The organism is Mesorhizobium sp. M8A.F.Ca.ET.165.01.1.1 (genome assembly GCF_004792065.1).
Taxonomy (GTDB): Bacteria; Pseudomonadota; Alphaproteobacteria; order Rhizobiales; family Rhizobiaceae; genus Mesorhizobium.
This window is the reverse complement of sequence record NZ_SRTH01000002.1, coordinates 345,200-370,387: the sequence shown is the minus strand read 5'-3', so window position 1 is coordinate 370,387 and position 25,188 is coordinate 345,200. Positions and strand designations below refer to the sequence as shown.

General features: G+C 63.8%; 21 protein-coding genes. 7 read left to right on the top strand and 14 right to left on the bottom strand.

The window, feature by feature from the left end; all coding sequences use genetic code 11:
* Position 1: 1 nt before the first annotated feature.
* The 3 genes from EN808_RS06380 to EN808_RS06370 all read right to left on the bottom strand — a co-directional run bounded on the left by EN808_RS06380 (position 2) and on the right by EN808_RS06370 (position 4,151).
* Complete coding sequence (locus EN808_RS06380; protein WP_127276741.1) at positions 2–1,390, bottom strand: pitrilysin family protein; 1,389 nt, start codon at positions 1,388–1,390, stop codon at positions 2–4.
* A 119-nt stretch (positions 1,391–1,509) separates the two neighbouring features.
* Complete coding sequence (rsmD, locus tag EN808_RS06375) at positions 1,510–2,064, bottom strand: 16S rRNA (guanine(966)-N(2))-methyltransferase RsmD (protein WP_127276744.1); 555 nt, start codon at positions 2,062–2,064, stop codon at positions 1,510–1,512.
* Positions 2,061–4,151, bottom strand: coding sequence for a pseudouridine synthase (locus EN808_RS06370; RefSeq protein WP_135915390.1), 2,091 nt, complete (start codon positions 4,149–4,151; stop codon positions 2,061–2,063). Before EN808_RS06370 ends, rsmD begins: the two co-directional genes overlap by 4 nt.
* Before the next feature lie 180 nt (positions 4,152–4,331).
* Here EN808_RS06370 and EN808_RS06365 point away from each other — a divergent pair, with 180 nt between their 5' ends.
* The gene (locus EN808_RS06365; protein ID WP_127276748.1) at positions 4,332–4,781 is read left to right on the top strand and encodes a nucleoside deaminase; all 450 of its coding nucleotides are present in this window, start codon (positions 4,332–4,334) and stop codon (positions 4,779–4,781) included.
* A gap of 36 nt (positions 4,782–4,817) precedes the next feature.
* On the opposite strand, the gene EN808_RS06360 is transcribed toward EN808_RS06365, so the two are convergent.
* The 3 genes from EN808_RS06360 to EN808_RS06350 all read right to left on the bottom strand — a co-directional run bounded on the left by EN808_RS06360 (position 4,818) and on the right by EN808_RS06350 (position 9,948).
* On the bottom strand, positions 4,818–5,495 hold the full coding sequence (locus tag EN808_RS06360) for a hypothetical protein (RefSeq protein WP_127276750.1): 678 nt from the start codon (positions 5,493–5,495) through the stop codon (positions 4,818–4,820).
* Between the two features lie 371 nt (positions 5,496–5,866).
* Positions 5,867–8,851, bottom strand: a complete 2,985-nt coding sequence (gene ileS, locus EN808_RS06355; protein ID WP_135915389.1) for an isoleucine--tRNA ligase — start codon at positions 8,849–8,851, stop codon at positions 5,867–5,869.
* Between the two features lie 284 nt (positions 8,852–9,135).
* The gene (locus EN808_RS06350; RefSeq protein WP_127869695.1) at positions 9,136–9,948 is read right to left on the bottom strand and encodes a MipA/OmpV family protein; all 813 of its coding nucleotides are present in this window, start codon (positions 9,946–9,948) and stop codon (positions 9,136–9,138) included.
* Positions 9,949–10,125: 177 nt separating this feature from the next.
* Between EN808_RS06350 and EN808_RS06345 the strand changes: the two genes are divergently transcribed.
* Positions 10,126–10,680, top strand: coding sequence for an HdeD family acid-resistance protein (locus EN808_RS06345; RefSeq protein WP_127869696.1), 555 nt, complete (start codon positions 10,126–10,128; stop codon positions 10,678–10,680).
* A 31-nt stretch (positions 10,681–10,711) separates the two neighbouring features.
* On the opposite strand, the gene EN808_RS06340 is transcribed toward EN808_RS06345, so the two are convergent.
* Positions 10,712–11,692 carry a bifunctional riboflavin kinase/FAD synthetase gene (locus EN808_RS06340; RefSeq protein ID WP_135915610.1) on the bottom strand — a complete coding sequence of 327 codons (981 nt, stop codon included), beginning with the start codon at positions 11,690–11,692 and terminating at the stop codon, positions 10,712–10,714.
* Between the two features lie 6 nt (positions 11,693–11,698).
* Positions 11,699–12,559 (bottom strand): TIGR01459 family HAD-type hydrolase, encoded by an 861-nt coding sequence (locus EN808_RS06335; protein ID WP_127281228.1) that lies wholly within the window; start codon positions 12,557–12,559, stop codon positions 11,699–11,701.
* Positions 12,560–12,819: 260 nt separating this feature from the next.
* On the opposite strand from EN808_RS06335, the gene EN808_RS06330 reads away from it, so the two are divergent.
* Complete coding sequence (locus EN808_RS06330; protein ID WP_189524069.1) at positions 12,820–14,805, top strand: TadE/TadG family type IV pilus assembly protein; 1,986 nt, start codon at positions 12,820–12,822, stop codon at positions 14,803–14,805.
* Positions 14,806–14,926: 121 nt separating this feature from the next.
* Complete coding sequence (locus EN808_RS06325; RefSeq protein ID WP_127278888.1) at positions 14,927–15,559, top strand: LysE family translocator; 633 nt, start codon at positions 14,927–14,929, stop codon at positions 15,557–15,559.
* Positions 15,560–15,563: 4 nt separating this feature from the next.
* Here EN808_RS06325 and EN808_RS06320 read toward each other — a convergent pair whose 3' ends face one another.
* Positions 15,564–16,388, bottom strand: a complete 825-nt coding sequence (locus EN808_RS06320) for a DUF2189 domain-containing protein (protein WP_135915388.1) — start codon at positions 16,386–16,388, stop codon at positions 15,564–15,566.
* Between the two features lie 251 nt (positions 16,389–16,639).
* Here EN808_RS06320 and EN808_RS06315 point away from each other — a divergent pair, with 251 nt between their 5' ends.
* Positions 16,640–17,863, top strand: a complete 1,224-nt coding sequence (locus EN808_RS06315; RefSeq protein WP_135915387.1) for a TadE/TadG family type IV pilus assembly protein — start codon at positions 16,640–16,642, stop codon at positions 17,861–17,863.
* Between the two features lie 78 nt (positions 17,864–17,941).
* Complete coding sequence (locus EN808_RS06310) at positions 17,942–18,457, top strand: CAP domain-containing protein (protein ID WP_135883590.1); 516 nt, start codon at positions 17,942–17,944, stop codon at positions 18,455–18,457.
* A 44-nt stretch (positions 18,458–18,501) separates the two neighbouring features.
* Here the strand turns inward: EN808_RS06310 and EN808_RS06305 are convergent, their stop codons facing one another.
* From EN808_RS06305 to EN808_RS06290, 4 genes are all read right to left on the bottom strand, one after another.
* Entirely contained in the window at positions 18,502–20,037 is a 1,536-nt protein-coding gene (locus EN808_RS06305) for a DHA2 family efflux MFS transporter permease subunit (RefSeq protein ID WP_127278892.1), read from the bottom strand.
* A 307-nt stretch (positions 20,038–20,344) separates the two neighbouring features.
* Positions 20,345–21,523, bottom strand: coding sequence for an HlyD family secretion protein (locus EN808_RS06300; protein ID WP_127869701.1), 1,179 nt, complete (start codon positions 21,521–21,523; stop codon positions 20,345–20,347).
* Positions 21,520–21,999: a MarR family transcriptional regulator gene (locus EN808_RS06295; RefSeq protein ID WP_127281245.1), complete on the bottom strand. Its 480-nt coding sequence runs from the start codon at positions 21,997–21,999 to the stop codon at positions 21,520–21,522. The genes EN808_RS06300 and EN808_RS06295 overlap by 4 nt, the downstream gene beginning before the upstream one ends.
* A 149-nt stretch (positions 22,000–22,148) precedes the next feature.
* On the bottom strand, positions 22,149–23,135 hold the full coding sequence (locus tag EN808_RS06290) for an iron ABC transporter permease (RefSeq protein ID WP_135915608.1): 987 nt from the start codon (positions 23,133–23,135) through the stop codon (positions 22,149–22,151).
* 153 nt (positions 23,136–23,288) lie between these two features.
* Between EN808_RS06290 and EN808_RS06285 the strand changes: the two genes are divergently transcribed.
* The gene (locus EN808_RS06285; protein ID WP_135863895.1) at positions 23,289–24,122 is read left to right on the top strand and encodes an AraC family transcriptional regulator; all 834 of its coding nucleotides are present in this window, start codon (positions 23,289–23,291) and stop codon (positions 24,120–24,122) included.
* An 8-nt stretch (positions 24,123–24,130) separates the two neighbouring features.
* On the opposite strand, the gene EN808_RS06280 is transcribed toward EN808_RS06285, so the two are convergent.
* Complete coding sequence (locus EN808_RS06280) at positions 24,131–25,066, bottom strand: helix-turn-helix domain-containing GNAT family N-acetyltransferase (protein WP_135915386.1); 936 nt, start codon at positions 25,064–25,066, stop codon at positions 24,131–24,133.
* Between the last annotated feature and the right edge of the window lie 122 nt (positions 25,067–25,188).

Below are 25,188 nucleotides of genomic sequence, written 5' to 3'. Positions count from 1 at the left end.
ATCAATTCCCCGCCTGTTGCTGCGGCAAGAGATAGCCTGACGTCGAGCGGGCCGGCACAAGATAGCGCGCGGCAACGGCCTTGACCTCGTCGGTTGTGACCTTGCGGATGCGATCCGGCCATTGCTGCACGTCCTGGACATTGCCGCCGGTGGCGAGCGTCGAGCCATAGATGTTGGCCATGGAATCCTGCTTGTCGCGGGCAAAGATCATCGACCTGACATAGCGGTCCTTGGCTTTTTCGAGCTCATCCGATGTGACGCCGTCGCTGGCGATGCGCGCCACCTCCGCATCGACCGCGGCTTCGACGTCGGCCAGCTTGGCGTCGCCGCGCGGCGCGCCATAGACGGTGAAATTGGTGTCGTCGAGCATGGTGCCCTGGAAGTAAGCGCCGGCGCTGGAAGCGATGCCCTGCTTGACGACAAGCGCCTGGTAAAGCCGGCTGCGGTTGCCGCCGCCGAGAATCTCGGCGAGCAGATCGAGCGCTTCGGCCTCACCCGGCTTGGCGGTGTGATAGGAAGGCACGACCCATTGCGTCGAGAAACTCGGCACGCTGACGCGGGCGTCGGAGAGCGTGACGGTGCGCCTGGTATTCTGCTCCGGTTCGACCGGGCGCACCCGCGGCGGCAGATCCGGCCCGCGGGCCACCTTGCCGTAGGTCTTCTCGGCCAGCGCCTTCACCGTTTCCGGTTCGACGTCGCCGGCCACGATCAGCACGACGTTGTTGGGCCGGTAGTACTTGTTGTAGAAGGCGACGGCGTCGGTGCGGTTCAGCTGCTCCATCTCCTGCATCCAGCCGATGACCGGGATACGATAGGGCTGGTTCTGCCACAGTGTGGCATCGACCTCCTCGTCGAGCACGGCCTGCGGATTGTTGTCGATGCGCGAGCGGCGCTCCTCCAGGATCACGTCGCGCTCGGTCTTGATGACGTCGTCGGTGAGGATGAGGTTGCGCATGCGGTCGGCTTCGAAGCTCATCATCAGCTCGAGATCCGACGGCGCCACCGTCTCGTGGAAAGCGGTGTAGTCATAGGAGGTGAAGGCGTTGTTGGAGCCGCCAATGTCGGAGACGGCGCGATCGAACTCGCCGGCCGCGTGATGAGCTGTCGCCTTGAACATCAGATGCTCGAAGAAATGGGCGATGCCGGATTTGCCCGGCGGCTCGTCGGCGCTACCGATCTTGTACCAGACCATATGGGTGACGATCGGCGCGCGGTGATCGGGAATGACGACCACTTCCATGCCGTTGTCGAGCAGGAAATCCGTGACCTTGAACTCGGCCGGCAGAGTCTTGGGCGACGCAGAACTGTCGGCCAGGACAGGGCCGGCGATGAACAAGGCCAGCGAGGTCGCCAGCAGCGCCGGCCGCAGCCATTCAGTCCTGGATGTCATCGATGGCTCCGGTTTTCATGCAGCGACGATAGGCAAGGCGCTGGCGACAAGCAAAGTGAATTGTTGGTCATCTTGCCGGCAAAGGCGGCGGCAAAGAGGCCACTGCTGAAGCGGTCCTGTCAGGCAGCCTCGATGAAGCGGATGACGGTCTCGCCATAGTTGCGCTCATCGAGCACGGAAAAGCCCGGGCCTGGCTCGAAGGGAACCGCCGCCGTCTCCTCGACCACACAGAGCGCGCCGGGGCGCAGCCAGCCGCCATCCTTGGCGGACCGCAGGGCGCGCTCGCCAAGGCCCTTGCCGTAGGGCGGATCGGCAAAGACGAGACCGAACGGCGCCAGCGTGCCCGCCTCGCCAAGGCCGGTTGCATCGCGGCGGAAGATCTTGGTGCGTCCGGTCAGGCCGAAGGCCTCGACATTGTCGCGGATCAGGCCCCGGCCTTCGGCCGATTCCTCGATGAACACGCCATAGGATGCCCCGCGCGACAGGGCTTCCAAACCAAGCGCGCCGGTGCCGGCGAACAGGTCGAGCACGCGCGCGCCCTCCACTTGCCCGGCGAAGCGATGCGCCAGAACGTTGAAGACGGCCTCGCGGGTCCGGTCGGTCGTCGGGCGGATAGCGCTGCTGCGGGGCGTCGCCAGCGGACGCCCGCGAAACTCACCGCCGACGATTCTCATCTTGTGCGGGGACCCTTGGGGCCGCCGCGCGGCCGCTCACCGCCACCGGCGCCTCCTGGACGCTCGCCACGCGGCTTGCCGAATGGCTTCGCACCGCCTGGTTTGTCGGCGGGCTTGCCATATGACGGCTTGAACGAGGCCTTGCGCGCTTTGTTCTCGGCCGCCTTGGCCGCATCGGCCTCCGCCCTGCCCTTGCCGATCGGCCGGGCTCCCGGCGCCATCCAGACATTGGCCTTGCGCTGGCCTGGCGGCTCGATCGGCCGTTGCTCGCGTTCGGATTTCTTGCCGCCGCGAGGCTTGTCACCGAATCCGCCGCGCGGCTTGTCGCCGAAACTTCCACGCGGCTTATCGCCAAAGCCGCCACGCTCCGGTCGCGGACCGCGATCGCCGAAGCTCTTTTCTGCTCTCTCGCCTCTGTCGGGACTCGTCGACAGTTTGCCGAGCGCCTCGTCGCGGCTGCCTTCCCGGCGTTTGCGGTTCTTGATCAGCCCGCCCTCGCCGATCGGCCGTCGCTCGCCGTCTCGCGTAAACTTCGGCCGTTCGGGCTCGGCCTCGCGGACTTCGGTGCGCCGCACGGGCTGGTTGGAAAACGGTTTTGTTATCTCGGCGTCGAAATTGGCGCCGGATTCCTCGACCAGGCGCTCGCCAAGCTGGTCGCGCAGCACTCGGCCCTTGATCTCCAGCACATGACCTTCGGGGAGATCCTCGAGCTGGAACGGGCCGTAGGAGATGCGGATCAGCCGCGTGACGTCGAGGCCGAGCGCGCCGAGGATGTTCTTGACCTCACGGTTCTTGCCCTCGCGCAAGCCGATCGTCAGCCAGGCGTTGGAGCCCTGCTCGCGATCGAGGCTGGCTTCGATGGCGCCGTAGAAGACGCCGTCGACGGCAATGCCTTCGCGCAGGCCGGCGAGCGCGCTTTCCTCGACCTTGCCGTGGACGCGCACGCGGTAGCGGCGCAGCCAGCCGGTGGCCGGCAGTTCGAGCACGCGCGACAGGCCGCCATCATTGGTCAGCAGCAGCAGGCCTTCAGTGTTGATATCGAGCCGGCCGATGGTCATCAGCCGCGGCAGCTCGGCCGGCAGCACGTCGAAGACGGTCTTGCGGCCTTCGGGGTCGCGGTTGGTGGTGACGACGCCGGCCGGCTTGTGGAACAGGAACAGGCGCGTGCGTTCGATCGGCGGGATTTCCATGCCGTCGAGATGGATGATGTCATTGGGCATGACGTTGAACGCCGGCGAGGCCAGCACCCGGCCATTGACCTTGACGCGGCCGGCGGCGATCAGTTCCTCGGCATCGCGGCGCGAGGCGAGCCCGGCGCGTGCCAGCCGCTTGGCGATGCGCTCGCCGGCTTCTTCGGTTCCTTCGGCTGGTCGCGGACGTGGCTTGAAACCACCGCCCGATGCACCCTGGGGCCGATCACCGAAATCACGCTTGGGTCTGTCGCCTCCAAAGTCGCGCTTTGGACGGTCAGCAAAATCCCGCTTCGGACGATCTGTGAAATCACGCTTGGGACGGTCAAAGCGCTTTTCGCCGCCGTCGGCCGAAGCAGAAAACGGACGGTCGCCGCGCGGCGCGTAGGGTTTGCGCGGGCCTTCACGCTTCTCATAAGGCTTGCGTTCGCCTTCGGCCGCCATGGGACGGTCGCCACGCGAGGCATAGGGTTTGCGCGGCCCTTCACGCTTCTCATAAGGCTTGCGCTCGCCTTCGGCGGCGATCGGACGCTCGCCGCGCGGGGCATAGGGCTTGCGCGGCCCCTCGCGCTTTTCATAAGGCTTGCGCTCGCCTTCGGCCGCCATCGGACGGTCGCCGCGAGGCGCGTAGGGCTTGCGCGGGCCTTCGCGCTTTTCGTAAGGCTTGCCTTCTGGGCGCGGTCCCTTGCTGAACGGCCTGTCACCGCCCTTGAAGTCCCGCTTCGGCCGGTCCCCATCGGCGGCCATCGGCCGATCGCCACGCGGGGCATAAGGCTTTTTCGTACCAAAGGACGGCTTCCCGCCCTTGCTGGCGTCGCGGCCACGTGCACCTGCCGATTTCGGGCCACTCCTGCCCGGGCCGCCTTTGCGCGGAGATTTCTTGTCGTTGTCGTCCATGTGGCCTTTGTCCGTTTGCGCTGCTACAGCGTGGCACATCCGTTCGGCGCGCAACGAACGCTGTAGCATTTTTGATTTGGCGCATGATCATTCCCGAAAATCGAGTCCGATTTTCGGGTTGATGCGCTCCATAACAGGATCACCGCCGGGTGGCGAGGATATAATGGGAAGACAAACCGCTTGAAGAGGCCGGATTTCATGGCGCTGGCGCTGCAGGAGGCCGAAGCTGCAGCCTTGCGCGGCGAAGTGCCGGTCGGCGCGGTGATCGCCAATGGCGGCACGGTCATTGCCAGTGCCGGGAACCGCACGCGCGAGCTTGCCGACCCGACGGCGCACGCAGAGATGCTAGTGATCCGTGAAGCCTGCGGCAAACTCTCGAGCGAGCGGCTCACCGGCCACGATCTTTATGTGACACTGGAACCTTGCGCCATGTGCGCCGGAGCCATCTCCTTCGCCAGGCTGCGCCGTCTCTATTTCGGCGCCGCCGACGAAAAGGGCGGCGCCGTGGTCAACGGCGTACGCTTCTTCACTTCTTCGACCTGCCATCACACACCCGATATCTATCCGGGTATGGCCGAAACCGAAGCGGGCCTGCTGCTGAAGGATTTTTTCAGGGGGCGTCGAGACTGAGCCAAGGCCGCGCACGACAAGGCGGCGCGACTGTTCTTACAGCGACGGCAACCAGTCGAACCAGCCGCCCTTCTTGCCCTCGGCCTTTGCCTTGAGGCGGCGCTCCTTCTTGTACTCGTCTTCGCCGAGTTCGTTCTGCGGCGCGGCATCGGAGGCGACACGGTAGGGCAATGGCGGCTCGCTGAGATATTTACGCGTATTGGGGTCGCCCTGCTTGCTTTCGGCAAGGCGGCGCTGGATCTCGGCAGCGCGGCCCTTGTCGGAATCGGCGGGTTTCCACGCCGGCGGGTGGCTAGATCCTGATTCAGCCATCGCCCTTTTCACCGAAGCCGGATCCGTCTGCACGTCGTCGACGATCTCCGCCTGGTAGGCTGGGTCATTCTGGTGCGCGGTGGCGTCGGCGCGCAGGCGCGCGCGGCGCTGCTCGGGCGACTCGGGCCAGCCGGCGTTCGCCGTCTGAATGCTTTCCTGCGGGGCAGGCAGCGCTTCCTTCTGGCCGGGTGCCGGCTTCACCAGAGTGGGACGCGGCTTGTAGTCGATCGGGTCCTTGTGCTTCGGCGCGAAGGACACGGCGCCTGTCAGATCGCCGGCCAACTGTTCGGCAGCGGTCTTGTCGGTGCCATAGGTCGGAGAGCCCATGCAGCCGGACAAAGCGAGGCCCGATACGACAAGCGGCGCCAACAGCGCAAGGCGCGCGTTATATCTCTCGGTCATGCCAAAAAGTCCCACTCTAGACAGCCTCTCGATCGCACCGGCTTTGTATCCGGTCCCCATCTTGCAAGCACTTGCGACGGAAATCCGGCGACAATTTGTCTTCCGGAGTTTCGCGTGTTTACCTCAACCACTCGTTAAGGGCAACGCGCGGCCGGATCTCCACCGTTCGGCGTGGCATTTGTGCACTTCTTTGATCTGGTGCCTGTCGTTTGTCCCAAAACCGCTGCGCACTTTTGGGCGACAGGCACGCGCTTGATCTGGTGCCTGTCGTTTATCCCAAAACCGCTGCGCACTTTTGGGCGACAGGCACGCGCTTGATCTGGTGCCTGTCGTTTATCCCAAAACCGCTACGCACTTTTGGGCGACAGGCACTAGAGCCTTCCCAGCGCCTTCAACTCGTGCAGCACGGCGGCATCACGTGCCGAAACATCCGGGAATTCCGGATCCTGCCCGACATCGGCCGTGTAGCGCCAGGAACGCGCGCATTTGACCAGTCCGCGATCCTCCGCTTTCTCGACCACCACGGCGACGCCCTTGACATCGTCGAGGGCAAAGGCGGTTTGCGGCGCCTGGCCATGGGCAATGACCAGATCGCTGGTGATCGCCATTTCAGCCATGTCGACGTCCGATATCGCCGCCTCGAGCGCCGCGTCGTTGATCGTGACCACCGGTACAGCCTCCAGCGAGGAGCCGATCACCTTCTGGGCACGCGCAATCTCGAGCGCGCCGGTGACGACGCGGCGCACCTGCCTGACCTTGCGCCATTTCTCCGCCAGCGCCTCGTTCTTCCAATTCGCAGGGATGTGCGGGAACTGGTCGAGATGTACCGAGACCGCATCGGGATGACGGTCGAGCCAGGCCTCTTCCATGGTGAAGGGCAGCATCGGCGCCAGCCATCTCACCAGGCAGTCGAAGAGATGGCGCACCACCTGGACCGAGGCCTTGCGCTTCACGCTCGACGGGCCATCGCAATAGAGCGCGTCCTTGCGAATATCGAAATAGAAGGCCGACAGCTCGACCACCATGAAATCGAGCAGTGCGCGCGTGATGCGCTTGAACTCGAAGGCGTCGTAGCCCTGGCGCACCACCTCGTCGAGCTCCGCCAACCGGTGCAGCATCAGCCGCTCCAGCTCCGGCATCGTCTCCAGGGGCACGTCCTCACCATCGTCATGGGCGAGCGTGCCCAGCATCCAGCGGATGGTGTTGCGCAGCTTGCGATAGGCATCGATGTTGGTCTGCAGCACGTTCTTGCCGAGCCGCTGGTCTTCCCAATAGTCGGTCGTCACCACCCAGAGCCGCAGGATATCGGCGCCGGACTGCTTGATCACATCCTGCGGCACGACCGTGTTGCCGAGCGATTTCGACATCTTGCGGCCATCCTCGTCCATGGTGAAGCCATGGGTGACGACGGTGTCGTAAGGCGCCCTGCCCCTGGTGCCGCAGCTTTCGAGCAGTGAGGAGTGGAACCAGCCGCGATGCTGGTCGGAGCCTTCGAGATAGACATCCGCCGGCCACTTCAGGTCGGGCCGGTCTTCCAGGGTGAAGACATGGGTCGAGCCCGAATCGAACCAGACGTCAAGAATGTCCATCACCTGCCGCCATTTGGAGGCATCGTGATTGCCGAGGAAGCGCTCCTTGGCGCCGGGCGCGAACCAGGCGTCGGCGCCCTCCGCCTCGAAGGCGTCCATGATGCGCTGGTTGACCGCCTCGTCCTTCAGCACGTTGCCGTCCTCGTCGGCGAAGACGGCGATCGGCACGCCCCAGGCGCGCTGGCGCGACAGCACCCAGTCGGGGCGCTCCTCGATCATGGCGCGGATACGGTTCTGGCCGGCGGCCGGGACAAAGCGCGTCTCGTCGATCGCCTTCAGCGCGCGGCTGCGCAACGTGGTGCCATCACCGAGGTCCTTGTCCATGTAGACGAACCATTGCGGCGTGTTGCGGAAGATGACCGGCTTCTTCGAACGCCATGAATGCGGGTAGCTGTGCTTCAGCCGGCCGCGCGCGAACAGCGCGTTGCGCTTGATCAGCTCGTCGATGACCGCCTGGTTGGCGTTGCCCTTCTTGCCGTTGTCGTCGATGACGCGCGCTGGTCCGCCTTCGCGGTCCGGGCCAAAGCCCGGCGCGTCCTTGGTGAAGAAGCCGGCATCGTCGACGGTGAACGGGATCTCGGTGTCGATGCCGCGTTGGCGCAGCGCCGGCGCGGCATCCATCCAGGCATCAAAGTCCTCGCGGCCATGGCCGGGAGCCGTGTGCACGAAGCCCGTGCCGGCATCATCGGTGACATGCTCGCCGGCGATCATCGCAACCGGGAACTCGTAGCCGCCACCGAGGCCCTTGAAGGGATGCGAAAGCACAAGATTTCCAAGCTGTTCTGCGCTGATGCCGTGAAGGCGCTTCAACGTGACCTTGGCCTTGGCCTGGCTATCCTCGGCCAGGGCATCGGCAAAGATCAGCTTCTCGCCCGGCTGCGGGCCAAACGCATTCTCGGCCGCCGTCACCTCGTAGAGGCCATAGGCGACGCGCGGCGAATAGCTGACGGCGCGGTTGCCAGGGATGGTCCATGGCGTCGTCGTCCAGATGACGACATGGGCATCCAGCAGGTCAAGCGAGCGCCCGCTCAGGTCCGGATCGAGCTCCGCCGGCTGCCCGTCCACAACACTGGCGAGGACGAGATTGGCCACCGGAAACTTCGCCCAGATCGTGTCGGACTCGTAATCCTGGTACTCGATCTCGGCCTCGGCGAGCGCCGTGCGCTCGACGACGCTCCACATCACCGGCTTCGAACCGCGGTAGAGCTGGCCAGACATGGCGAATTTCAGCAATTCGCCGGCGATGCGCGACTCGGCGTGGAAGGCCATGGTCGTGTAAGGGTTCTTGAAGTCGCCGATGACGCCAAGCCGCTGGAACTCGCCACCCTGCACCGAGATCCAGTGCGCGGCGAATTCACGGCATTCCTTGCGGAATTCGTTGACCGGCACCTCATCCTTGTTCTTGCCCTTGGCGCGGTACTGTTCCTCGATCTTCCATTCGATCGGCAGGCCGTGACAATCCCAGCCGGGCACATAATTGGAGTCATAGCCGCGCATCTGGAACGAGCGGGTGATGACATCCTTGAGGATCTTGTTCAGCGCGTGGCCAATGTGGATGTTGCCGTTGGCGTAGGGCGGGCCGTCATGCAGCACGTATTTCGTGCGCCCGGCCGCGCTCTCGCGCAGCTTGCGGTAGAGGTCCATGTCCTGCCAGCGCTTGACAAGCACGGGCTCCTTCTCGGGCAAGCCGGCGCGCATCGGAAACTCCGTCTGCGGCAGGTAAAGGGTCTTGGAATAGTCGATCGTTAATTGGTTTTGGTCGGTCATTGGTCTGCCATGTGCATGCCGGGCCACGTGGCTTGCGGCTTGGAATTTTACTTTATACGCATGCCGTTTTCCCAAACCGGGCCACTTCTGGGCGACATGCCTTGATGATCTGGAAAAGCGCGAGAGGCCGCGCGCAATAGTCCCGGCTGCTCCAACAGCCTTCAGGCTGCCGGGAACACCGGGCTGGTAATTCGTATCGTCGGCGCGCGAAGGCGCGAAAAGCTCGTCATTGCTGGGCTTTTAGCGGAGAAGAGCGCAGGAATAAAGCGTCTCGTTCGATTCACTTACATCTTGAAGTCGAAGCGATAGGTGGTCGACACGCCGACCATGAACTGGTTGCGGTCGCCGCGCTCCTTGACCAGGCTGGAATCGGCCGCCGGACCTTCGAGGCGCGAATATTCGCCAAACAGGCTGGCGGTCATCGGATCGGTCACCTTCCAGGTCACGGCGCCGCCGAGGCCGACGGATTTCAGGCCGCCGCCGGGATTGTACTGGCTCAGCCCCGAGGCCACGGCTTCCTGCGCGTTGACGCCATAGTAGGCATCGAAATAGTTCGCCGAGGCAAAAGACACGCGTGGGCCACCCGAAATCCTGACCGTCGGCGTGACGTCGTAGAAAGCATCGGCGGCGATATCAGCGACAAAGCCATTATGGGCACGGATGCCGTGCCGCAATTCGGCACGTGCGCGCATCCAGTCCGTCGGGTAGAATTCGAAGAAGCCGCCGACCTCGCCGCCCCAGCGCACCGGGTCCAGCCCCTTGAGTTCGTCGGCATCGCCATCGTCACGCGAGAACAGGAACTTGCCGGTCAGGCCCGCGCGGACGCCGCCATCGTCGACGAGCGCCAGCGAAATATTGTCGTTGCGGGACGTGAAACGCGCCTGGGGACCGGCCTTGCCCAGCGAAATGATGGGCTGGGCGCTCAGCATGTACTTCTTGCCGCCCTCGAAATTGGGCGCCACCATGCCGGTCGCGCCGACCATCAGATACCAATCGCCGGACAGCCAGCCGAAAGCGCCATCGCCGGCCTCGGCCGCGCCTGACGTAGCCAGCATGACGGTAGCCAAGGCTGCAGAAATCTTCCCGACCGGACTCATGGCCACTCCACTAACGCGATACGGCGACAGCTTTGACGAGGCTTTGGTAAAATTTGATTTAAGGACGAGACAACCGGCTCGCATTGCCTGCACCATCGCGTCCGCGACCGGCTGGACGCGGGTTGGCGCCGAGGGTAACGTCCTTGCATGCTGGCGGCCCTCAATGGAGGCATGGACATGACCTTGCACGGCGATACTCTGAAGAACGCGATCGGCCAGACGCGCGACAAATGGGGATGGTTCGTCGGCCTGGGCGTGGTGCTGCTGATCCTCGGCGGCATCGCCTTCGGCAATCTGTTCATCGCCACGGTGGCTTCCGTCTATGTCGTTGGATGGCTGATGCTGGTGGCCGGCATCATCGAGATCATGCATGCTTTCGGGGTCAAGACCTGGGGACGCTTCTTCTACTGGCTGCTCAGCGGACTGCTTTATGCGGTCGCCGGATTCTTCGCTTTCGACAATCCGCTGCTGGCCTCGGCGGTGCTGACCTTCCTGCTGGCCGTCGCGCTCGTCGCTTCCGGCGCGCTGCGGGCCTGGGTCGGCTACAGCCACCGCCCGGAGCGCGGCTGGGGCTGGATTGTCGCGGCGGGTCTCATCAGCGTGCTCGCGGGGCTGATCATCGCCATGGGCTGGCCGGTCAACAGCCTGTGGGTGCTCGGACTGTTCCTGGCGATCGACCTGATCTTCCAGGGCTGGACCTTCATCGCCGTCGGTCTTGCATTGAAGAGGTAGGAACTCGCCTTCCCCATTTCGGGGTCATGCTTCAGAACGCCACCGCGGCGTCCAGGCTGGACAGCGGCTTGACGCCGCCAAGCAGCGCGCGTGCCTCGGCTTCATCGCGCTTCATCTGCGCCACCAGCGCATCGAGCCCGTCGAACTTGATCTCGCTGCGCAGGAAGCCGAAGAACGACACTTCGCAAGTCTCGCCATAGAGATCGCCGGAAAAATCGAAGACGAAGGTTTCCAGGAGCGGTGCGCCGTTGTCGTCGACGGTCGGGCGGCGGCCAAAGCTGGCGACGCCGTCGTGCAGCGTGCCGGCGGCGCGCCGGAAGCGGACGGCGTAAATACCTTCCTTGAGCGTGGCTGCCGCCGGAAGCCTCATGTTGGCGGTGGGAAAGCCGAGCGTTCGCCCGAGTTGTTGGCCGCCGACAACCTCGCTTTCCACCGTGAAGCGATAGCCGAGCAGACCGGCGGCCCCGGCCACCTCGCCCTCGCAAAGCAAGGCACGGATGCGGCTCGACGAAACCACATCGGCGCCTTCGTCGCGAAAGGCGTCGACGAGTGTGACACCGAAGCCATGGCGCTCGCCGGCAGCCATCAGATAGGCCGGCCCGCCCTGGCGGTCCTTGCCGAAATGGAAATCGAATCCGGTCACGGCATGGGTGATGCCCAGCGTCCTCTCCAGCACATCGGTGACGAAGGCTTCCGCCGACAGCGAGGCGAAATCGCGCGTGAAAGGTTGCTCGACGAGCGCGGCAAAGCCCAGCAGCGACAAGAGCCGCGCCTTCATCGGCGGCGGCGTCAGCACGAAAAGCGGCAAATCAGGCTTGAAAACCGTTCGCGGGTGCGGTTCGAAGGTCAGCACCAGGGCCGGCACGCCACGCCGCTTGGCCTCCGCCAACGCCCGTTCGAGAACGGCCTGGTGGCCACGGTGGACGCCATCGAAATTGCCTATCGCAACGACGCCGCCTCGCAGATCGGCGGGCAGCGGCGCGGTTGTCGCAAGATGCTGGAACGCGACCATTGCCACCTACTGCAGCCTTGCGATGACGGCCACCGGACGATAGCCGTGCCGCTCCAGGAAGAGCCCAAGCCTTGCCGGATCCGGCCGGGATGGATCGCCGTAGTCGCGGGCGTGAATGCCGCCGGAGACATAGAGGACGTCGAAACCATTGTCGGCCGCGCCCTTGACGTCGGTCATCATGCCATCGCCGATCGCCAGTATTTGCGAACGCTCAACCGGCCGGCCGAGGATCTCGGCCACCTCCTTCATCGCGACCTCGTAGATCGGCGCATAGGGTTTTCCGGCGATCAGCGTGCGGCCGCCGAGCTGCGCGTAGTCGCGTGCGAGTGCACCGGCGCACCAGATGATCCGTTCGCCGCGTTCAACCATGATATCGGGATTGGCGCAGATGAATGGCAAGTTCCTGGCGCGCAACCGGCGCAGCAAGTCGGCATAATCCTCGGGTTTTTCAACCTCGTCGTCGAACAGCCCGGTGCACACGACGCCGGCGGCCTCGAATTCCTCGACGAGTTCGACATCGAGGCCATCGTAAAGGGTCAAATCGCGGTCGGCGCCGATGTGGAAGACTTTGCGTGGGCCCTCCGCGATCAGGTCGCGGGTCACGTCGCCCGAGGTCACCACACGGTCATAGGCTGACGGCGGAACGCCGATCACGCTCATCTGTGCCACGACATCGGCACTGCGGCGTGGCGAATTGGTGATCAGAACGACAGGAGTGCCGGTCGCCCTTGCCGCCGCCAGCGCGGCCGCGGCCGCCGGAAAATGCCACTCGCCATTGTGCACCACGCCCCAGACGTCGCAGAGAATTGCCGAATAGGCTTTCGACACGTCTTCGAGCGAGCCGACGATTTCGGGCGAATCCGCCATGCCGTTTCCTTCAGTATGATCGTTGCGGGTGCGGCGGCCGACGGTTCGCCGCAGCCGGTTCGAATTATCCGAACCGGCCCATGCTGTCACCAGCTTTCACCCGCATCGGCACGAATTGCGGCGCAAGCCGCGGCCTTTGATTGGTTAGCGGTTGGTGAAGCGCCAACCAAGCAATAGAGCGGTTTCCCAAACCCGTCCTTCAGCGTTCTGTGGGAAGCTCGCGCCGACCGAGAATCCGTCGGCGGGGGCCGCTTCAAGACATGCATAAAATCTGGCGTCAGTTCCGCCGCGACAGGCGCGGCAACTATGCTCTTATGACGGTTGTGGCGATGGTGCCGCTGATGGGCGGTCTGGCGCTCGCTGTCGACTTCACGGAAATGAACCGCGAAAAGCAGATGTTGATGAACGCGCTGGACGCCGCCAACTTCGCTACGGCCCGCCGGCTGACGGAAGGTGCGACCGACGACCAGTTGAGAGCCTATGCGCTCGACTTCTTCAACGCCAATTTGAACGATATCGATCCCGCCAGCGCCACGCTCAACGTCATCTTGCCAAGCAACACCAGCGGCGGCGGCCTGCTCACCATGACCGCCCAGCTCAACTACAAACCCTATTTCTACCCCGCCTTCGCCCAATTCGTCGGCAAATCGGCGACCGATGCGAACCAGAGGCTCAGCTTCAACGTCACCTCGCAGGTGCGGCTGAAGAACACGCTGGAAGTTGCCCTGGTGCTCGACAATTCCGGATCGATGACCACGCTTGGCACGGGCTCGGGGCAAAAGCGCATCGATCTTCTCAAGACTGCCTCCAAGCAGCTGGTCGACACGCTGGCCCAGCAGGCGATCATGATCAAGCAGGTCGACAAGCCGGTGCAATTCGGCCTCGTCCCTTTTGCCGCCTCGGTCAATGTCGGCCCCAGGAATGGCAACGCATCGTGGATGGACACCGAAGGGTTGTCGCCGGTGTCGAACGAGAATTTCGACTGGTCGACGCTGAACGCCGCCAACAAGTACGCCCAGCAAACCAACGGCATCTGGTACAAGCGCGGGACCGGCTGGGGAACCGGGGAAGGCCAGATGCTGACCCGGTTCTCGCTCTACCGCGACATGCAGGTCGTCACCAACCACGAGCGGGTCGTCAACAGCAAACGGGTCGTGTGCGACCAATACAATTCGAACAACACCTGCAAAAGCAGCCACGACGAATATGACTATATCGATTCCTATGGTCCGTTCGCCAGTTGGCAAGGCTGCGTCGAGGCCAGGCCCTACCCCTACAACATCAACGACGCCACGCCGTCCGGTGGCTCGGCCAACACCGGCATCGGCGTCGGCGATCCGGCAACGATGTTCGTGCCCATGTTCGCCCCCGACGAACCGGGCAATCACTGGAAGCTCACCCAGGATCCCGACGAGGCCGCGCCGGCAACCTATGGCGCCGTCAACAGCTGGTGGAACGACGATCCATCGAGCAGCAGCGGCCAATCGCGGCTGCGCAACATGGCCAAGTATTTCCAGCCGCGGCCGATCGATGCGCCGGCGCTGCCCGCCGGGAACGGGCCGAATTACAGCTGCACCACCAACCCGATCACGCCGCTGACCGATGTCAGCGTCGCCGACGGGCTCACCTCGATCAAGGCGGCGATCGACCTGATGCAGCCGAATGGCGGCACCAACGTCCCCGAGGGCATGGCCTGGGGCTGGCGGGTGGTTTCGAGCGGAGAGCCGTTCACGCAAGGGCGCCCAGAAACCGAAAGAGGCAACGACAAGGTGGTGATCGTGCTGACCGACGGCGCCAACACCTATTATACACCTTCCTCGCTGGGCTACTCGGATCCCGCCAATTCGAAATCGACCTATGCGTCCTACGGCTATCTCAACCCCGGTTACAACGGCACTTCGGTCGGCCGCCTGTTCATGGGAACGTCGAGCGCCATCGGTCAGTTGGACTATTCGAACGGCAACTACACCAACGCGCTCAACGAGCAGATGGCCACGCTTTGCAACAACGCCAAGGCAGCCAACATCATGGTGATGACGGTGGCGCTCGACCTGTCGACGACCAAGGCCAGCGACAAGCTGGCGATCGATGCGCTGAAATCCTGCTCGTCGAATTCGCGCTTCCGCAAGGATGCGACGGATCCGAGCAAACCGGCGAAGCTGTTTTGGAATGCGACCGGCGCCAGCCTGGCAAACGATTTCAAGGAAATCGGCAACGAACTGTCGAACCTGCGCGTGGTCGGCTAACCAGGATCGTTCCTGGCGCAACGCCTGGCGGCGTCAAGCCCTTGCAGACGGCCGCCGTGACGGGCACAGATTGACCGCCCGCGCGGTCCCTCATCCATCGCGGCACGCTGGGGAACGAACAATGCCCGACACCGCCAACCATCTCGCCTTCGCGCTGGTCTGCCTCGGCATGGTGCTGACGCCAGGCCCCAACATGATCTACCTGATCTCGCGCTCGCTGTCGCAAGGGCCGAAGGCCGGACTGATCTCGCTTGGCGGCGTTGCGGTCGGCTTCCTGTTCTACGTGCTGTCGGCCGCGTTCGGCATCACGGCGCTGCTGATCGCGGTGCCCTATGCCTATGATGTGTTGCGCTTTGCCGGCGTGCTCTATCTCCTGTGGCTGGCCTGGCAGGCGGTGAAACCCGGCGGACGCTCGCCGTTCCAGGTGCGCGACCTGCCGAAGGACCGGCCGCGCAAGCTGTTCGCCATGGGATTGATGACCAATCTGCTCAATCCCAAGGTGGCCGTTCTCTATCTTTCGCTGCTGCCGCAGTTCATCAGCCCCGGCAAGGGCCATGTCCTGTCGCAGCTTCTAGTGCTGGGCGCGACGCAGATATCGATCAGCCTCAGCGTCAATGCCATCATCGCGCTGACCGCCGGCTCGATCGCCACCTTCCTCGCCGGGCGGCCGCTATGGCTGGTGATCCAGCGCTGGATGATGGGAACCGTGCTGACGGCGCTGGCGCTGAAGATGGCGACTGACGCGCAGCGTTGAGGCATCACATCGGACGGCGCGGGGGCCGGATCTGCGCGGGCTCGACCACCTTGCGGTAGAGGTGCCAGGTCGCGTGGCCGAGGATCGGCATGACGACGGCGAGACCGGCAAACAGCGGGATAGAGCCGATCACCAGCAGCACCGCGACAATCAGACCCCAGAGCGCCATCTGCAACGGATTTGCCATGACCGCCCGGGCCGAGGTCTCAATCGCCGAAACGGCGCCGACGTCACGATCAAGCAAAAGCGGGAAGGCAACGACCGTGGTCGCCAGCACGACCACCGCGAAGACTAGGCCGGCCGCGTTGCCGAGAAGGATCAGTGTCCAGCCCTTCTTGGTCGTCAGCACATCGCGTAGGAAGGCCCCGATCGAAGCCGGCGGCTCGCTGCCAAAAAGGCTGGTGTAGATCGACTGCGCCGTGAACAGCCACAGCAGGAACAGCGCGAACAGCATGATGCCGATGGCCGCTATCGAGGGCAGCGCCGGTGAGCGGCGCACATCCAGGGCGTGCCGCCAGTTGGTGTTCATGCCCAGCTCGCGCCGGCGGCTGATCTCATAGAGTCCGATCGCGGCGAACGGGCCGACAAGGGCAAAGCCCGACATCAAGGGATAGACGAGTTGGATGGCGTTGGAGCCGGAGGTCCACCGCGTTAGGATCAGGCCGACAACCGGATAGATCAGGCACAGGAACACGTAATGCGAGGGCTTGGCCCAGAAGTCCTCGGCGCCAAGTCTCAATGCGTCCCAGAGGTCTGGCGTGGAAATGCGGCGGACCGCGGGTTGCACATGCATCCCGTGCGCGTCCGCCATGACATGAAAGCCGGCCATAACCTACCTCCGTTTTTCTCGGGGGGCGGTCACCGCCTAGGGTGGCCGCCCGTAGCTGCCACTTCAAGAACGCTGGCATCATATCCGATCTTCCCGGGATTGTCGCCGCGTCTCGTTATGCCTGCTGGGCGGCCTTGGTTTGGCGAACCACCGAGTTCATCTTAGAATCTATGCATTTTAGCTATTGCTTAAATTACTCGTAGAGACCCCAAGGTGTATCACCTGAGCTTTTCAAACCTTGGCGAGGGGCGATGTTCACGTTGAAGGGCTTCTGGTCTTCGGAGCACGGCAATTTTGCCATGGCGACCGCCATAGCGCTGCTGCCGATAATGGCCGTCGTCGCCGGCACCCTCGACCTGACAGGCACGAGCGATGACGCCGCGCAATTGCAGAACTCGCTGGACGCGGCTGGGCTTGCCGTCGGCACGAAGTACCTGCCCAGCATGAGCGCGAGTGATGTCCAAGGGCTTGGGCTGACATTCTTTGCGGCCAATATGAGCGTCGCCGATCAACAGGAATATTCAGACAGCATCTCCGCTTTTTCGGCCACAGCCAGCGGCGACCCGAGCGCCTATTACATCTCGCTTTCGTCAGGCATCAACCGTCCGAGCTTCATCAATGGCGCGGCCCCCTGGCCAGCGCGCCGGTCGGCGACGGTCAAGATGCACCCGGGCGCACAGGCCTGCGTGCTGGCGCTCGATCCGCATGCGTCGGCCGCGGCAAGCCTGCAGGGCTCGACCGACGTCGCCATGAGCAATTGCGTGATCGCGGCAAACTCGGACGCGTCCGATGCCGTCAGCAGAGGCGGTTCCGCTCAGGTTTCGGCGGGTTGCGTCTCGACCGTCGGCGGCACTTCCGGGCTTTTACCGCCCAGTGCCAATCTCGCCTGCGGCGCGCCGCTCGAACATCAATATGCGTCCTTCGATCCCCTGGCCGACATCGTGCCTCCCCCCTACACATTCTGCCTGCCGGTCCCGAACGGCAAAACCTACACGCTGTCGCCCGGCACCTATTGCGACAAGACATTGTCGGGAAATATCACGCTCAACCCGGGCGTCTACATTTTGCGCGGCGTGACCCTGAAACCGGGCGGCAACGGCAGCCTGACCGGCCACGGCGTCACCATATTCCTGATGGAGGGCGCACAGATCTACATAAATGCCAATGAAAAGGTGGACCTTTCCCCGGCCACCAGCGGCCCCTATGCAGGCATCACCATTTTCGAGAACCATGGCAACACATCGGCCTTGACGCTGAATGGCGGCGCGAATTCCGTGATCAGCGGGTTCGTCTATGCGCCTGACGCGGCCATTTCCTTTGCCGGCAACTCGGATATGAGCGGTCAGGGCGACTGTCTGAGGCTTGTTGGCCTGACCGTGCAGATGACAGGCAACTCGTCCATCAAAACCGACTGCACGGCCGTGTTCGGAAATCGCGAGATGTATGCCGGCCGCCTCATCACGCTTGTGAAATAAGCGGCTAACCGCCATTCGATTTCAGATTTTCATCACCCTGCCCGGCAAAAGCCACGATCGCGACTATCTCAGGCAGGCATGACCATTTCAAGACTCGAAAGCGACCCGACCGCAAACCTGAATAGGCGCACCTGGCTCAAGACGGCCGGCCTCGCGGCCTTGCTCGGGCTGGCCGCCTGCGGCACCGTTTCGCTGCCGACCGGGCAAGGCGCCGGGGTCTCCTCCTCGGCAACCGGCACGCTGGCCAGCCTGCGCGCGACCGCCGGGCTAGGGCCGCTTGTTTCCGACGCACAGCTTGAGCAAGCAGCACTCCAGCAGGCCGGCTACATGGCGCAGCGTGAAAACATGAGCCACACCACCGGCTGGGGCAAGGATTTCGCCTCGCGCATGAAGGACAACGGCGTACACGGTGCCGCGGCCGAGAACATCGCGGCCGGCCGCTTCGACCAACAGAAGCTGTTCGATATCTGGATGCATTCGCAGGGACACCGGCGCAACATACTCGATCCGGACTTCAGCCGCTTCGGGCTTGCCTATGTCCGCGACGGCCGCGACCCCAACCTGCGCTACTGGTCGCTGGTGCTCGGCAGGTAGCAAAGATATCGCCGGCGGACATCCCCTGGCGAGCGGCCGCTCCATCAGTCCATATGGGCGGCAGGCGCGCCGCCGCCGGCCGGTGCCGTTTTCGGCTTGCGCAACAGAAGCACGAACGGGATGGCGGCCAGCGTCATCATCATCAGTATTTTGAAGTCGTTGACGTAGGAGATCATCATCGCCTGGAGATTGACCATGCGATCGACCTGCGACAGCGCCGTCGGGTCGCCGCCGGCGGCCGCCGGCGAGACAGCCCAGAGATTGGGATTGAACGGGTTGATGAAGGCCGAAAGCTCGGCGTGGTTGATCTGCGTGTTGCGCACCAGCAGCACCGTCACGACCGAGACGCCGATCGACGAGCCAAGATTACGCACCAGGCTGAACAACGAGGTTGCATCGGTGCGGTAGCGGGCATCGAGCGTGGCGAAGGCAACCGTCGACAGCGGCACGAACACCATTCCCATGCCCAGGCCCTGGATCACGCCGGAGCTGAGAATCAGCCAGTTGTCCATCTGCGGGGTGAAGCTGGCCATGGTGTAGAGCGACTGCGCGGTCAGGAGGAAGCCGATGACGACCAGAATTCGGGCATCGATCTTGCCCATGATGCGCCCGACGACAAGCATGGAAATCATCGTGCCGACGCCACGCGGCCCGATGACGATGCCGATGGTGACGGTCGGATAACCGAAGATGGTCGACAGCATTGGCGGCAGCAGCGACATAGAGGCCAGGATCAGCACGCCCATGACGAAGATGAACGCCAGCCCGGTGACAAAATTGCGGTCGAGGAAAATCTTCGGATCGATGAAGGGATGTTCCGATGTCACCGTGTGAATGATGAACACCCAGAAACCGGTGATCGAAAGACCAAGCTCGATCCAGATCTCGACCGAGGAAAACCAGTCGACCTCGCCACCGCGATCGAGCATCAGCTGCAACGCGCCGACGCCGAGCGATATCATGGCAAAGCCGAAGAAATCGAAGCTGCGCACCCGCCGGGCAACAGCCGGCAGATAGGCGGCCATGCCAAGGAAGGCGAGGATGCCGACCGGCAGGTTGATGAAGAACACCCAGCGCCAGTTGAAATTCTCGGTCAGCCAGCCGCCGAGGGTGGGGCCGAGGATCGGGCCCAGCATGATGCCGGCGCCCCATATCGCCATCGCCTGGCCGTGGCGCTCCTTGGGGTTGATGTCGAGCAGGAAGGTCTGCGACAGCGGCACGATCGCGGCGCCGAACACACCTTGCATCAGCCGGAAAAGCACGATGGTTTCCAGGCTCCACGCCAGGCCGCACAACATCGAGAAGATGGTGAAGCCGACCACCGCCGCCAGGAACAGCTCCTTGCGGCCAAAGCGATCGGCGAGCCAGCCGGTGACCGGCGTCATGATGGCGGCGGCGACGATGTAGGAGGTCAGCACCCAGTTGATGTTGTCGGGCGAAGCGCCGAGATCGCCGGTCATGGTCGGGAGCGCGACGTTGGCGATCGTGGTGTCGAGCGCCTGCATGACCGTCGCCAGCATGAGCGCCACCGTGATCAGGCCACGATGTGGCACTTCTTTGAACGGTTCAGGCGTGCTCATGGCGAAGAACTTCCAGACAGTAACAGAAACGTGTACAACGGGTTTCCGGGCGGCGAAGCCTTCCGTCGAGAGACCTTCATCGCGGTGGGACGCGATTGTCGATGTGGGGGTTACATCGACCGAATGTCTCCAGCTGAGCGGACGCTGCCGCCCGGAAACTTGAGGACCGACGGGACCGTGTCGAAGATTTCAGACCTTTGGACAGCTGCCATGCGGCTCGCCCAAACACTGATCCTTCCCACCCCTCCATCAGACCAATCCTGCAAACTCGCTTCGACCCGCCCGGTCCCTGCGGGCTTCCGCTGTCTTACCGCGCGGGCTCGCCGGCCGTGGCGTGGCCGAAGATCGACGGCCAGCCGCGCGCTATGCCGGTGTCGACGGTAACCGAAGCACTCATGCCGGTGCGCAGCGCCATCCTGGCGTCGGGATCGGTCAGTTCCAGGCGGACCGGGATGCGCTGGGTGACCTTGACCCAGTTGCCCGTGGCGTTCTGGGCCGGCAGCAGCGAGAAGTCCGCGCCGGTGCCGGCACCGATAGCCTTGACGGTCGCCTCGAAGGTCCTGCCCGGATAGGTATCGACCACGATCTCCGCCTTCTGACCCGGCTTCATGTTGGTGAGCTGGGTTTCCTTGAAATTGGCGTCGATCCAGGTGTCACCGGTCTCGACCAGCGCAAACAACGGAGTGCCGGAGCCGACATACTGGCCGACCTTGAAGGATGCGGCTTGATAGACAAGACCATCGGCAGGCGCCCTTACCGTGCTCTGCGCCAGGTCATAGGCAGCCTTGTCGCGCGCGGCGAGTGCCGACATCACGGTCGGATGCTTGTCCGTCTCGATATCGGGATTGCCGCCAAGTGCCGCCTTGGCGCTGACGATGCCCTGATCGGCAACGGCAAGCTGCTGCTTGGCCTTGTCGAGATCATTCCTGGCCTCATCCAGCGAAGACTTGGCATTGATCCCTTTCTGGGCAAGATCGGCGGCACGGTCATATTGCGACTGCGCATAGGCAACTTCGCTGCTGGCGGATTTTTCCTGCGCCAACGCCTGGCTGTAGGCGGCGCGCAGCTGCTCGACATTGAGGCGCGCGGCAGCCACCGCTGCGTCGGCCTGCCCAAGCGCGATCCGGTAAGGCTCGGGATCGATGGCGAACAGGAGATCGCCCTTCTTCACCGTCTGATTGTCCGATATGGCGACCTGGACGATACGACCGGCCGTGTCGGAGGCGATCGACACCTTGGCCTGCTGCAGATTGGCGTTTTCCGTTTCCTGGTAGCGCCCGCCCGTCACCCAGACATAGCCGCCGCCGATGACCAATGCCGCCGGCAAGGCGAACATCAGGAAGAAGCGGCCGATGCGGCGCTTCTTCTTCGGCGCCGGGGCCGGCTGCACGGGAGGAGCGACCGCGACGGGAGCGGCGGCCGGCTGGGCAGGCGCTTCCATCTCCACCTTGGGAGCGTTTTCTTCGACCTTGGCTACCGCGTTCATGCTGCCGCACCTTCCGCACTCTTGATCTTTTCGAGCGACGATGCTTCGCCGTCCGTCAGATTCTGTACGATCACATCCAGCGCCCGGATCAGGACGCGTCGATCTTCGGGCGAAACGCCGCTGAGCGATTCCTCATAGACCTCGCCAGCAAGGCTCTTGACGTCCGCATAGGCCGCGTTCGCCTTCTCGGTCGGGAAGATCATGCGCACGCGCCGGTCGGCCGCGTCGGAGCGGCGTTCGATCCAGCCGCCCTCCTCCATCCGGTCTACCAGGCGTGAGACGCTGATCGGCTCGATTTCGAGCAGTTCGGCGAGCCGCGCCTGTGCTACGCCCGCCTCCTTGGCAACGCGGACCAGAAGCCGCCATTGCGCCGAAGACAGGCCGAGCCCGCTGGCGCGCGCCTCAAAGCGCTTGCGCATCAGGCGCTGCACGTCGTGGATCAAAAATCCCAATCTGTCGATGCCATCTGAAACCATGAGCGATAGATATAATAAGCGTGCTTACTATTCAAGATGCCACAGCGCGATGAAAGCCGGCAAAATGCGCATGGCAGGCCTGCAATCCGATCCTGGTTAGCGGCAGATGAACGTGTACCCGTGCGTAACAACGCTCGGAGGGCACGTCTTCACAGGCGGTTTCGGACAACCATGGTGACGACGAAGAACGCGCCGAGCGAGCTGGTGATGATGCCGATCGGCAGTTCCTGCGGCGGCAGCAAGGTTCGGGCCAGGAGATCGCTTGCCAGCAGCAGCACCGCCCCGAACAGCGCACAACTTGTGATCAGGCGCAGATGCAGTGGACCGGCCAGCGGCCGCGACAGATGCGGTATCATCAATCCGACAAAGCCGATCACGCCGGCGACCGAGACGAGGATTGCCGTCGAGAAAGCGGCCACGAGAAAAGTCGTCCTGCGCATGCGCGCCACCGGCACGCCTAGACTCTCGGCGGCGCTCTCACCGGCGAGGAAAGCGTCCAGGCTGCGATGGCTCCACAGCCCGTAGGCCGCGATCGTGCCGGCGCCCACCGCCCCCAGCCATACATTGTCCCAGCGCGCCAGCCCGAGCCCGCCCATGGTCCAGAACAGGACCGAATGAGCCGCGCGCTGGTCACCGGCAAAAACCAGATAATTGGTCAAGGCCGTGAACATGAAGGAAACGGCAAGACCGGCGAGGATCAGCCGCTCAGGACCTTGCCCCCTCACCCGCGCCACCAGCAAAAGCACTATGGAGGCGGCGAGGATGCCGCCAGTGAACGCAGCCACGGGCAAGGTCCAGATGCCGAAACTGTCGCCGAACACGGTAATGACGGAAACCGCGCCGGCGGCGGCCCCCGACGACAGGCCGAACAGGAAGGGGTCGGCAAGATCGTTACGGGTCACCGTCTGCAAAAGCGCGCCGACGATGCCCAGCCCGCCGCCGACACAGATCGCCAGGATCGTGCGCGGCAGCCGCAGGTCGACGACGATCTTGCCGACCGGGCCCGATATCTCAGGCTCGTCCAGTCCGACGGCACGGCCAAGGGCGGCAATGACATCGCTCAGAGGTATCAGCGTCGAGCCATAAGCGATCGACAGCAGCGCGAGAGCGACGAGCGCCACCGCGCCCGCCGTCATGGCCCGAGCAAGCCTGCCGTCGGCATGGGCGCGGACGGACTTTGCGTCCACGCCTGTCAGCGTTGCCGTTTTCGATTTTGCGCCATGCGCAATTTCGATCAAACTGGCCGGGCAACGAGGCGCCAGAGTGAAGACGCCACATGCGAGGAGCACATGAACCCGACCGAGAAAGCGCTATGGTTTGTCGAAAGCCATCTGCCGGAGGCTGTTACGCTCGACGACGTCGCCCACAGCAGCGGCGTGTCGCGCTTTCATGTGACGCGCGCCTTCGGCGCCGCCACCGGCCGTTCCGTCATGGGTTACATGCGCTCGCGCCGGCTGACCGAGGCGGCGCGCAGGCTCGCCGGCGGCGCGCCCGACATACTGTGCGTCGCGCTCGACGCCGGCTACAACTCGCATGAGGCTTTCACCCGTGCCTTCCGCGACCAGTTCGGCACCACGCCGGAACTGGTGCGCGCGCAAGGTTCGACCAAGACACTCGATCTCGTGGAGCCTATCCTGATGGACCATTCCCTGCTCACCAGCCTTGAACCACCGCGCTTCGAGACCAGCCGAGCCTTCCTCATCGCCGGCTTCGGCGAGCGCTACAGCTGCGAATCGAGCGCCGGCATTCCGATGCAGTGGCAGCGTTTCAGCCCTTATATCGGCAACATCCCCGGCGAAGTCCCAGGCGTTTTCTACGGTGTCTGCCTCAATGGCGACGATGCCGGCAATTTCGACTATGTCGTCGGCGTCGAGGTGTCGGACTTCTCCGACCTGCCGAAGGAATTCTACCGGGTGCATGTGCCGGCGCGGAAATACGCCGTTTTCACGCATCGCGAGCACATCTCGACCATCCGGCGCACGATCAACACGATCTGGAACAGCTGGCTCCCGGCCTCCGGCCATGAAATCGCCGACGCGCCGGAATTCGAGCGCTATGGGCCCGAATTCGATGCCCGCACCGGCAATGGCGGGCTGGAGATCTGGGTGCCGGTCAAGGCATAGAGGCGCCGCTACAGCTCCAGATCCCAGTTCTGGCCAACCAGATCCTTGCCGAAGGAATGGTGAGGCTCTTCCTCGGTCAGCTTGAAACCGGCCGCCTGGTAGATGTGCCGGGCCGCGGTCAGAATGTCGTTGGTCCACAAAGTCAGCGTCTTGTACCCCCTGGCGCGGGCAAAGCCGATGCATTCCTCGACCAGCCGTTTGCCGATGCCCAGGCCCCGCGCCGAAGGTTCGACATAGAGCAGCCGCAGCTTGGCCACCTGATCCGACTTGCGCACGACGAAGACCGAGCCGACGACCTCGCCTTCCCGCTCGGCGATCCAGCCGCGCTCCCATTTCGGATCGAATTTCTTCACGAACTCGCCGAGGATCTCAGCGACCAGCGCCTCATAGGTTTCGTCCCAGCCATAGTCCTGCGCGTAGAGCATGCCCTGGCGGCGCGTGACCCAGCCGATGTCGCCAACCTCTAGCGGCCGCAGGATGTAAGGCACCCTGGGTTCGGGTCTGTCGCCGAGCAGGTCCTGAACGATGCGCATGGCCTTGACCAGCCGATCCTGGTCGACGGGCGCCAGTCGATCGAGCAGCGCTCGCACCTGGTCGTGCGAATCCTGGTTGAGCGGCGCGAAGGCTTCCCTGCCCGCCGGCGTCAGCGCGATCGAGGCGCGGCGCGCGTCCGCTTCGGTGGCTTCGCGCTCGACCAGACCGCGCTCTTCGAATTTTTTGAGCAAACGGCTGACATAGCCGGGGTCGAGGCCGAGATCGCGCACCAGGTCGCTGGCGACGAGCCCGTCGCGATGGGCAAGCTCATAGAGCACCCGCGCCTCGGTAAGCGAAAAGGTGCTTTTCAGCCAGCCTTCGTCGAGCACACCGATCTGGCGGGTGTAGAAGCGGTTGAAGGCGCGCACTGCGTCGATGCGTTCCGTGCCGGGGTGGTCGTGGATCGTCATGGCAGTCCTCCTGTCGTGGACAGGATCAATCATTTAGTTGACTTAGTCAATAAAGTCATTGCAACGAGGCGCTTCACAACTTCGTCATTCTAGGAGAAGGAGCGAAGAGGAGCGCAGCCCCT

What these genes read in the sequence shown, in the direction of transcription:
- EN808_RS06305 (WP_127278892.1), bottom strand. Translation starts at nt 20,037, where the DNA reads ATGAGCACGCCTGAACCGTTCAAAGAAGTGCCACATCGTGGCCTGATC.
- EN808_RS06310 (WP_135883590.1), top strand. Translation starts at nt 17,942, where the DNA reads ATGACCATTTCAAGACTCGAAAGCGACCCGACCGCAAACCTGAATAGG.
- EN808_RS06335 (WP_127281228.1), bottom strand. Translation starts at nt 12,559, where the DNA reads ATGGCGGATTCGCCCGAAATCGTCGGCTCGCTCGAAGACGTGTCGAAA.
- EN808_RS06340 (WP_135915610.1), bottom strand. Translation starts at nt 11,692, where the DNA reads ATGGTCGCGTTCCAGCATCTTGCGACAACCGCGCCGCTGCCCGCCGAT.
- EN808_RS06320 (WP_135915388.1), bottom strand. Translation starts at nt 16,388, where the DNA reads ATGGCCGGCTTTCATGTCATGGCGGACGCGCACGGGATGCATGTGCAA.
- EN808_RS06290 (WP_135915608.1), bottom strand. Translation starts at nt 23,135, where the DNA reads ATGACGGCGGGCGCGGTGGCGCTCGTCGCTCTCGCGCTGCTGTCGATC.
- EN808_RS06350 (WP_127869695.1), bottom strand. Translation starts at nt 9,948, where the DNA reads ATGAGTCCGGTCGGGAAGATTTCTGCAGCCTTGGCTACCGTCATGCTG.
- ileS (WP_135915389.1), bottom strand. Translation starts at nt 8,851, where the DNA reads ATGACCGACCAAAACCAATTAACGATCGACTATTCCAAGACCCTTTAC.
- EN808_RS06300 (WP_127869701.1), bottom strand. Translation starts at nt 21,523, where the DNA reads ATGAACGCGGTAGCCAAGGTCGAAGAAAACGCTCCCAAGGTGGAGATG.
- EN808_RS06370 (WP_135915390.1), bottom strand. Translation starts at nt 4,151, where the DNA reads ATGGACGACAACGACAAGAAATCTCCGCGCAAAGGCGGCCCGGGCAGG.
- rsmD (WP_127276744.1), bottom strand. Translation starts at nt 2,064, where the DNA reads ATGAGAATCGTCGGCGGTGAGTTTCGCGGGCGTCCGCTGGCGACGCCC.
- EN808_RS06345 (WP_127869696.1), top strand. Translation starts at nt 10,126, where the DNA reads ATGACCTTGCACGGCGATACTCTGAAGAACGCGATCGGCCAGACGCGC.
- EN808_RS06330 (WP_189524069.1), top strand. Translation starts at nt 12,820, where the DNA reads ATGCATAAAATCTGGCGTCAGTTCCGCCGCGACAGGCGCGGCAACTAT.
- EN808_RS06280 (WP_135915386.1), bottom strand. Translation starts at nt 25,066, where the DNA reads ATGACGATCCACGACCACCCCGGCACGGAACGCATCGACGCAGTGCGC.
- EN808_RS06295 (WP_127281245.1), bottom strand. Translation starts at nt 21,999, where the DNA reads ATGGTTTCAGATGGCATCGACAGATTGGGATTTTTGATCCACGACGTG.
- EN808_RS06360 (WP_127276750.1), bottom strand. Translation starts at nt 5,495, where the DNA reads ATGACCGAGAGATATAACGCGCGCCTTGCGCTGTTGGCGCCGCTTGTC.
- EN808_RS06285 (WP_135863895.1), top strand. Translation starts at nt 23,289, where the DNA reads ATGAACCCGACCGAGAAAGCGCTATGGTTTGTCGAAAGCCATCTGCCG.
- EN808_RS06325 (WP_127278888.1), top strand. Translation starts at nt 14,927, where the DNA reads ATGCCCGACACCGCCAACCATCTCGCCTTCGCGCTGGTCTGCCTCGGC.
- EN808_RS06380 (WP_127276741.1), bottom strand. Translation starts at nt 1,390, where the DNA reads ATGACATCCAGGACTGAATGGCTGCGGCCGGCGCTGCTGGCGACCTCG.
- EN808_RS06315 (WP_135915387.1), top strand. Translation starts at nt 16,640, where the DNA reads ATGTTCACGTTGAAGGGCTTCTGGTCTTCGGAGCACGGCAATTTTGCC.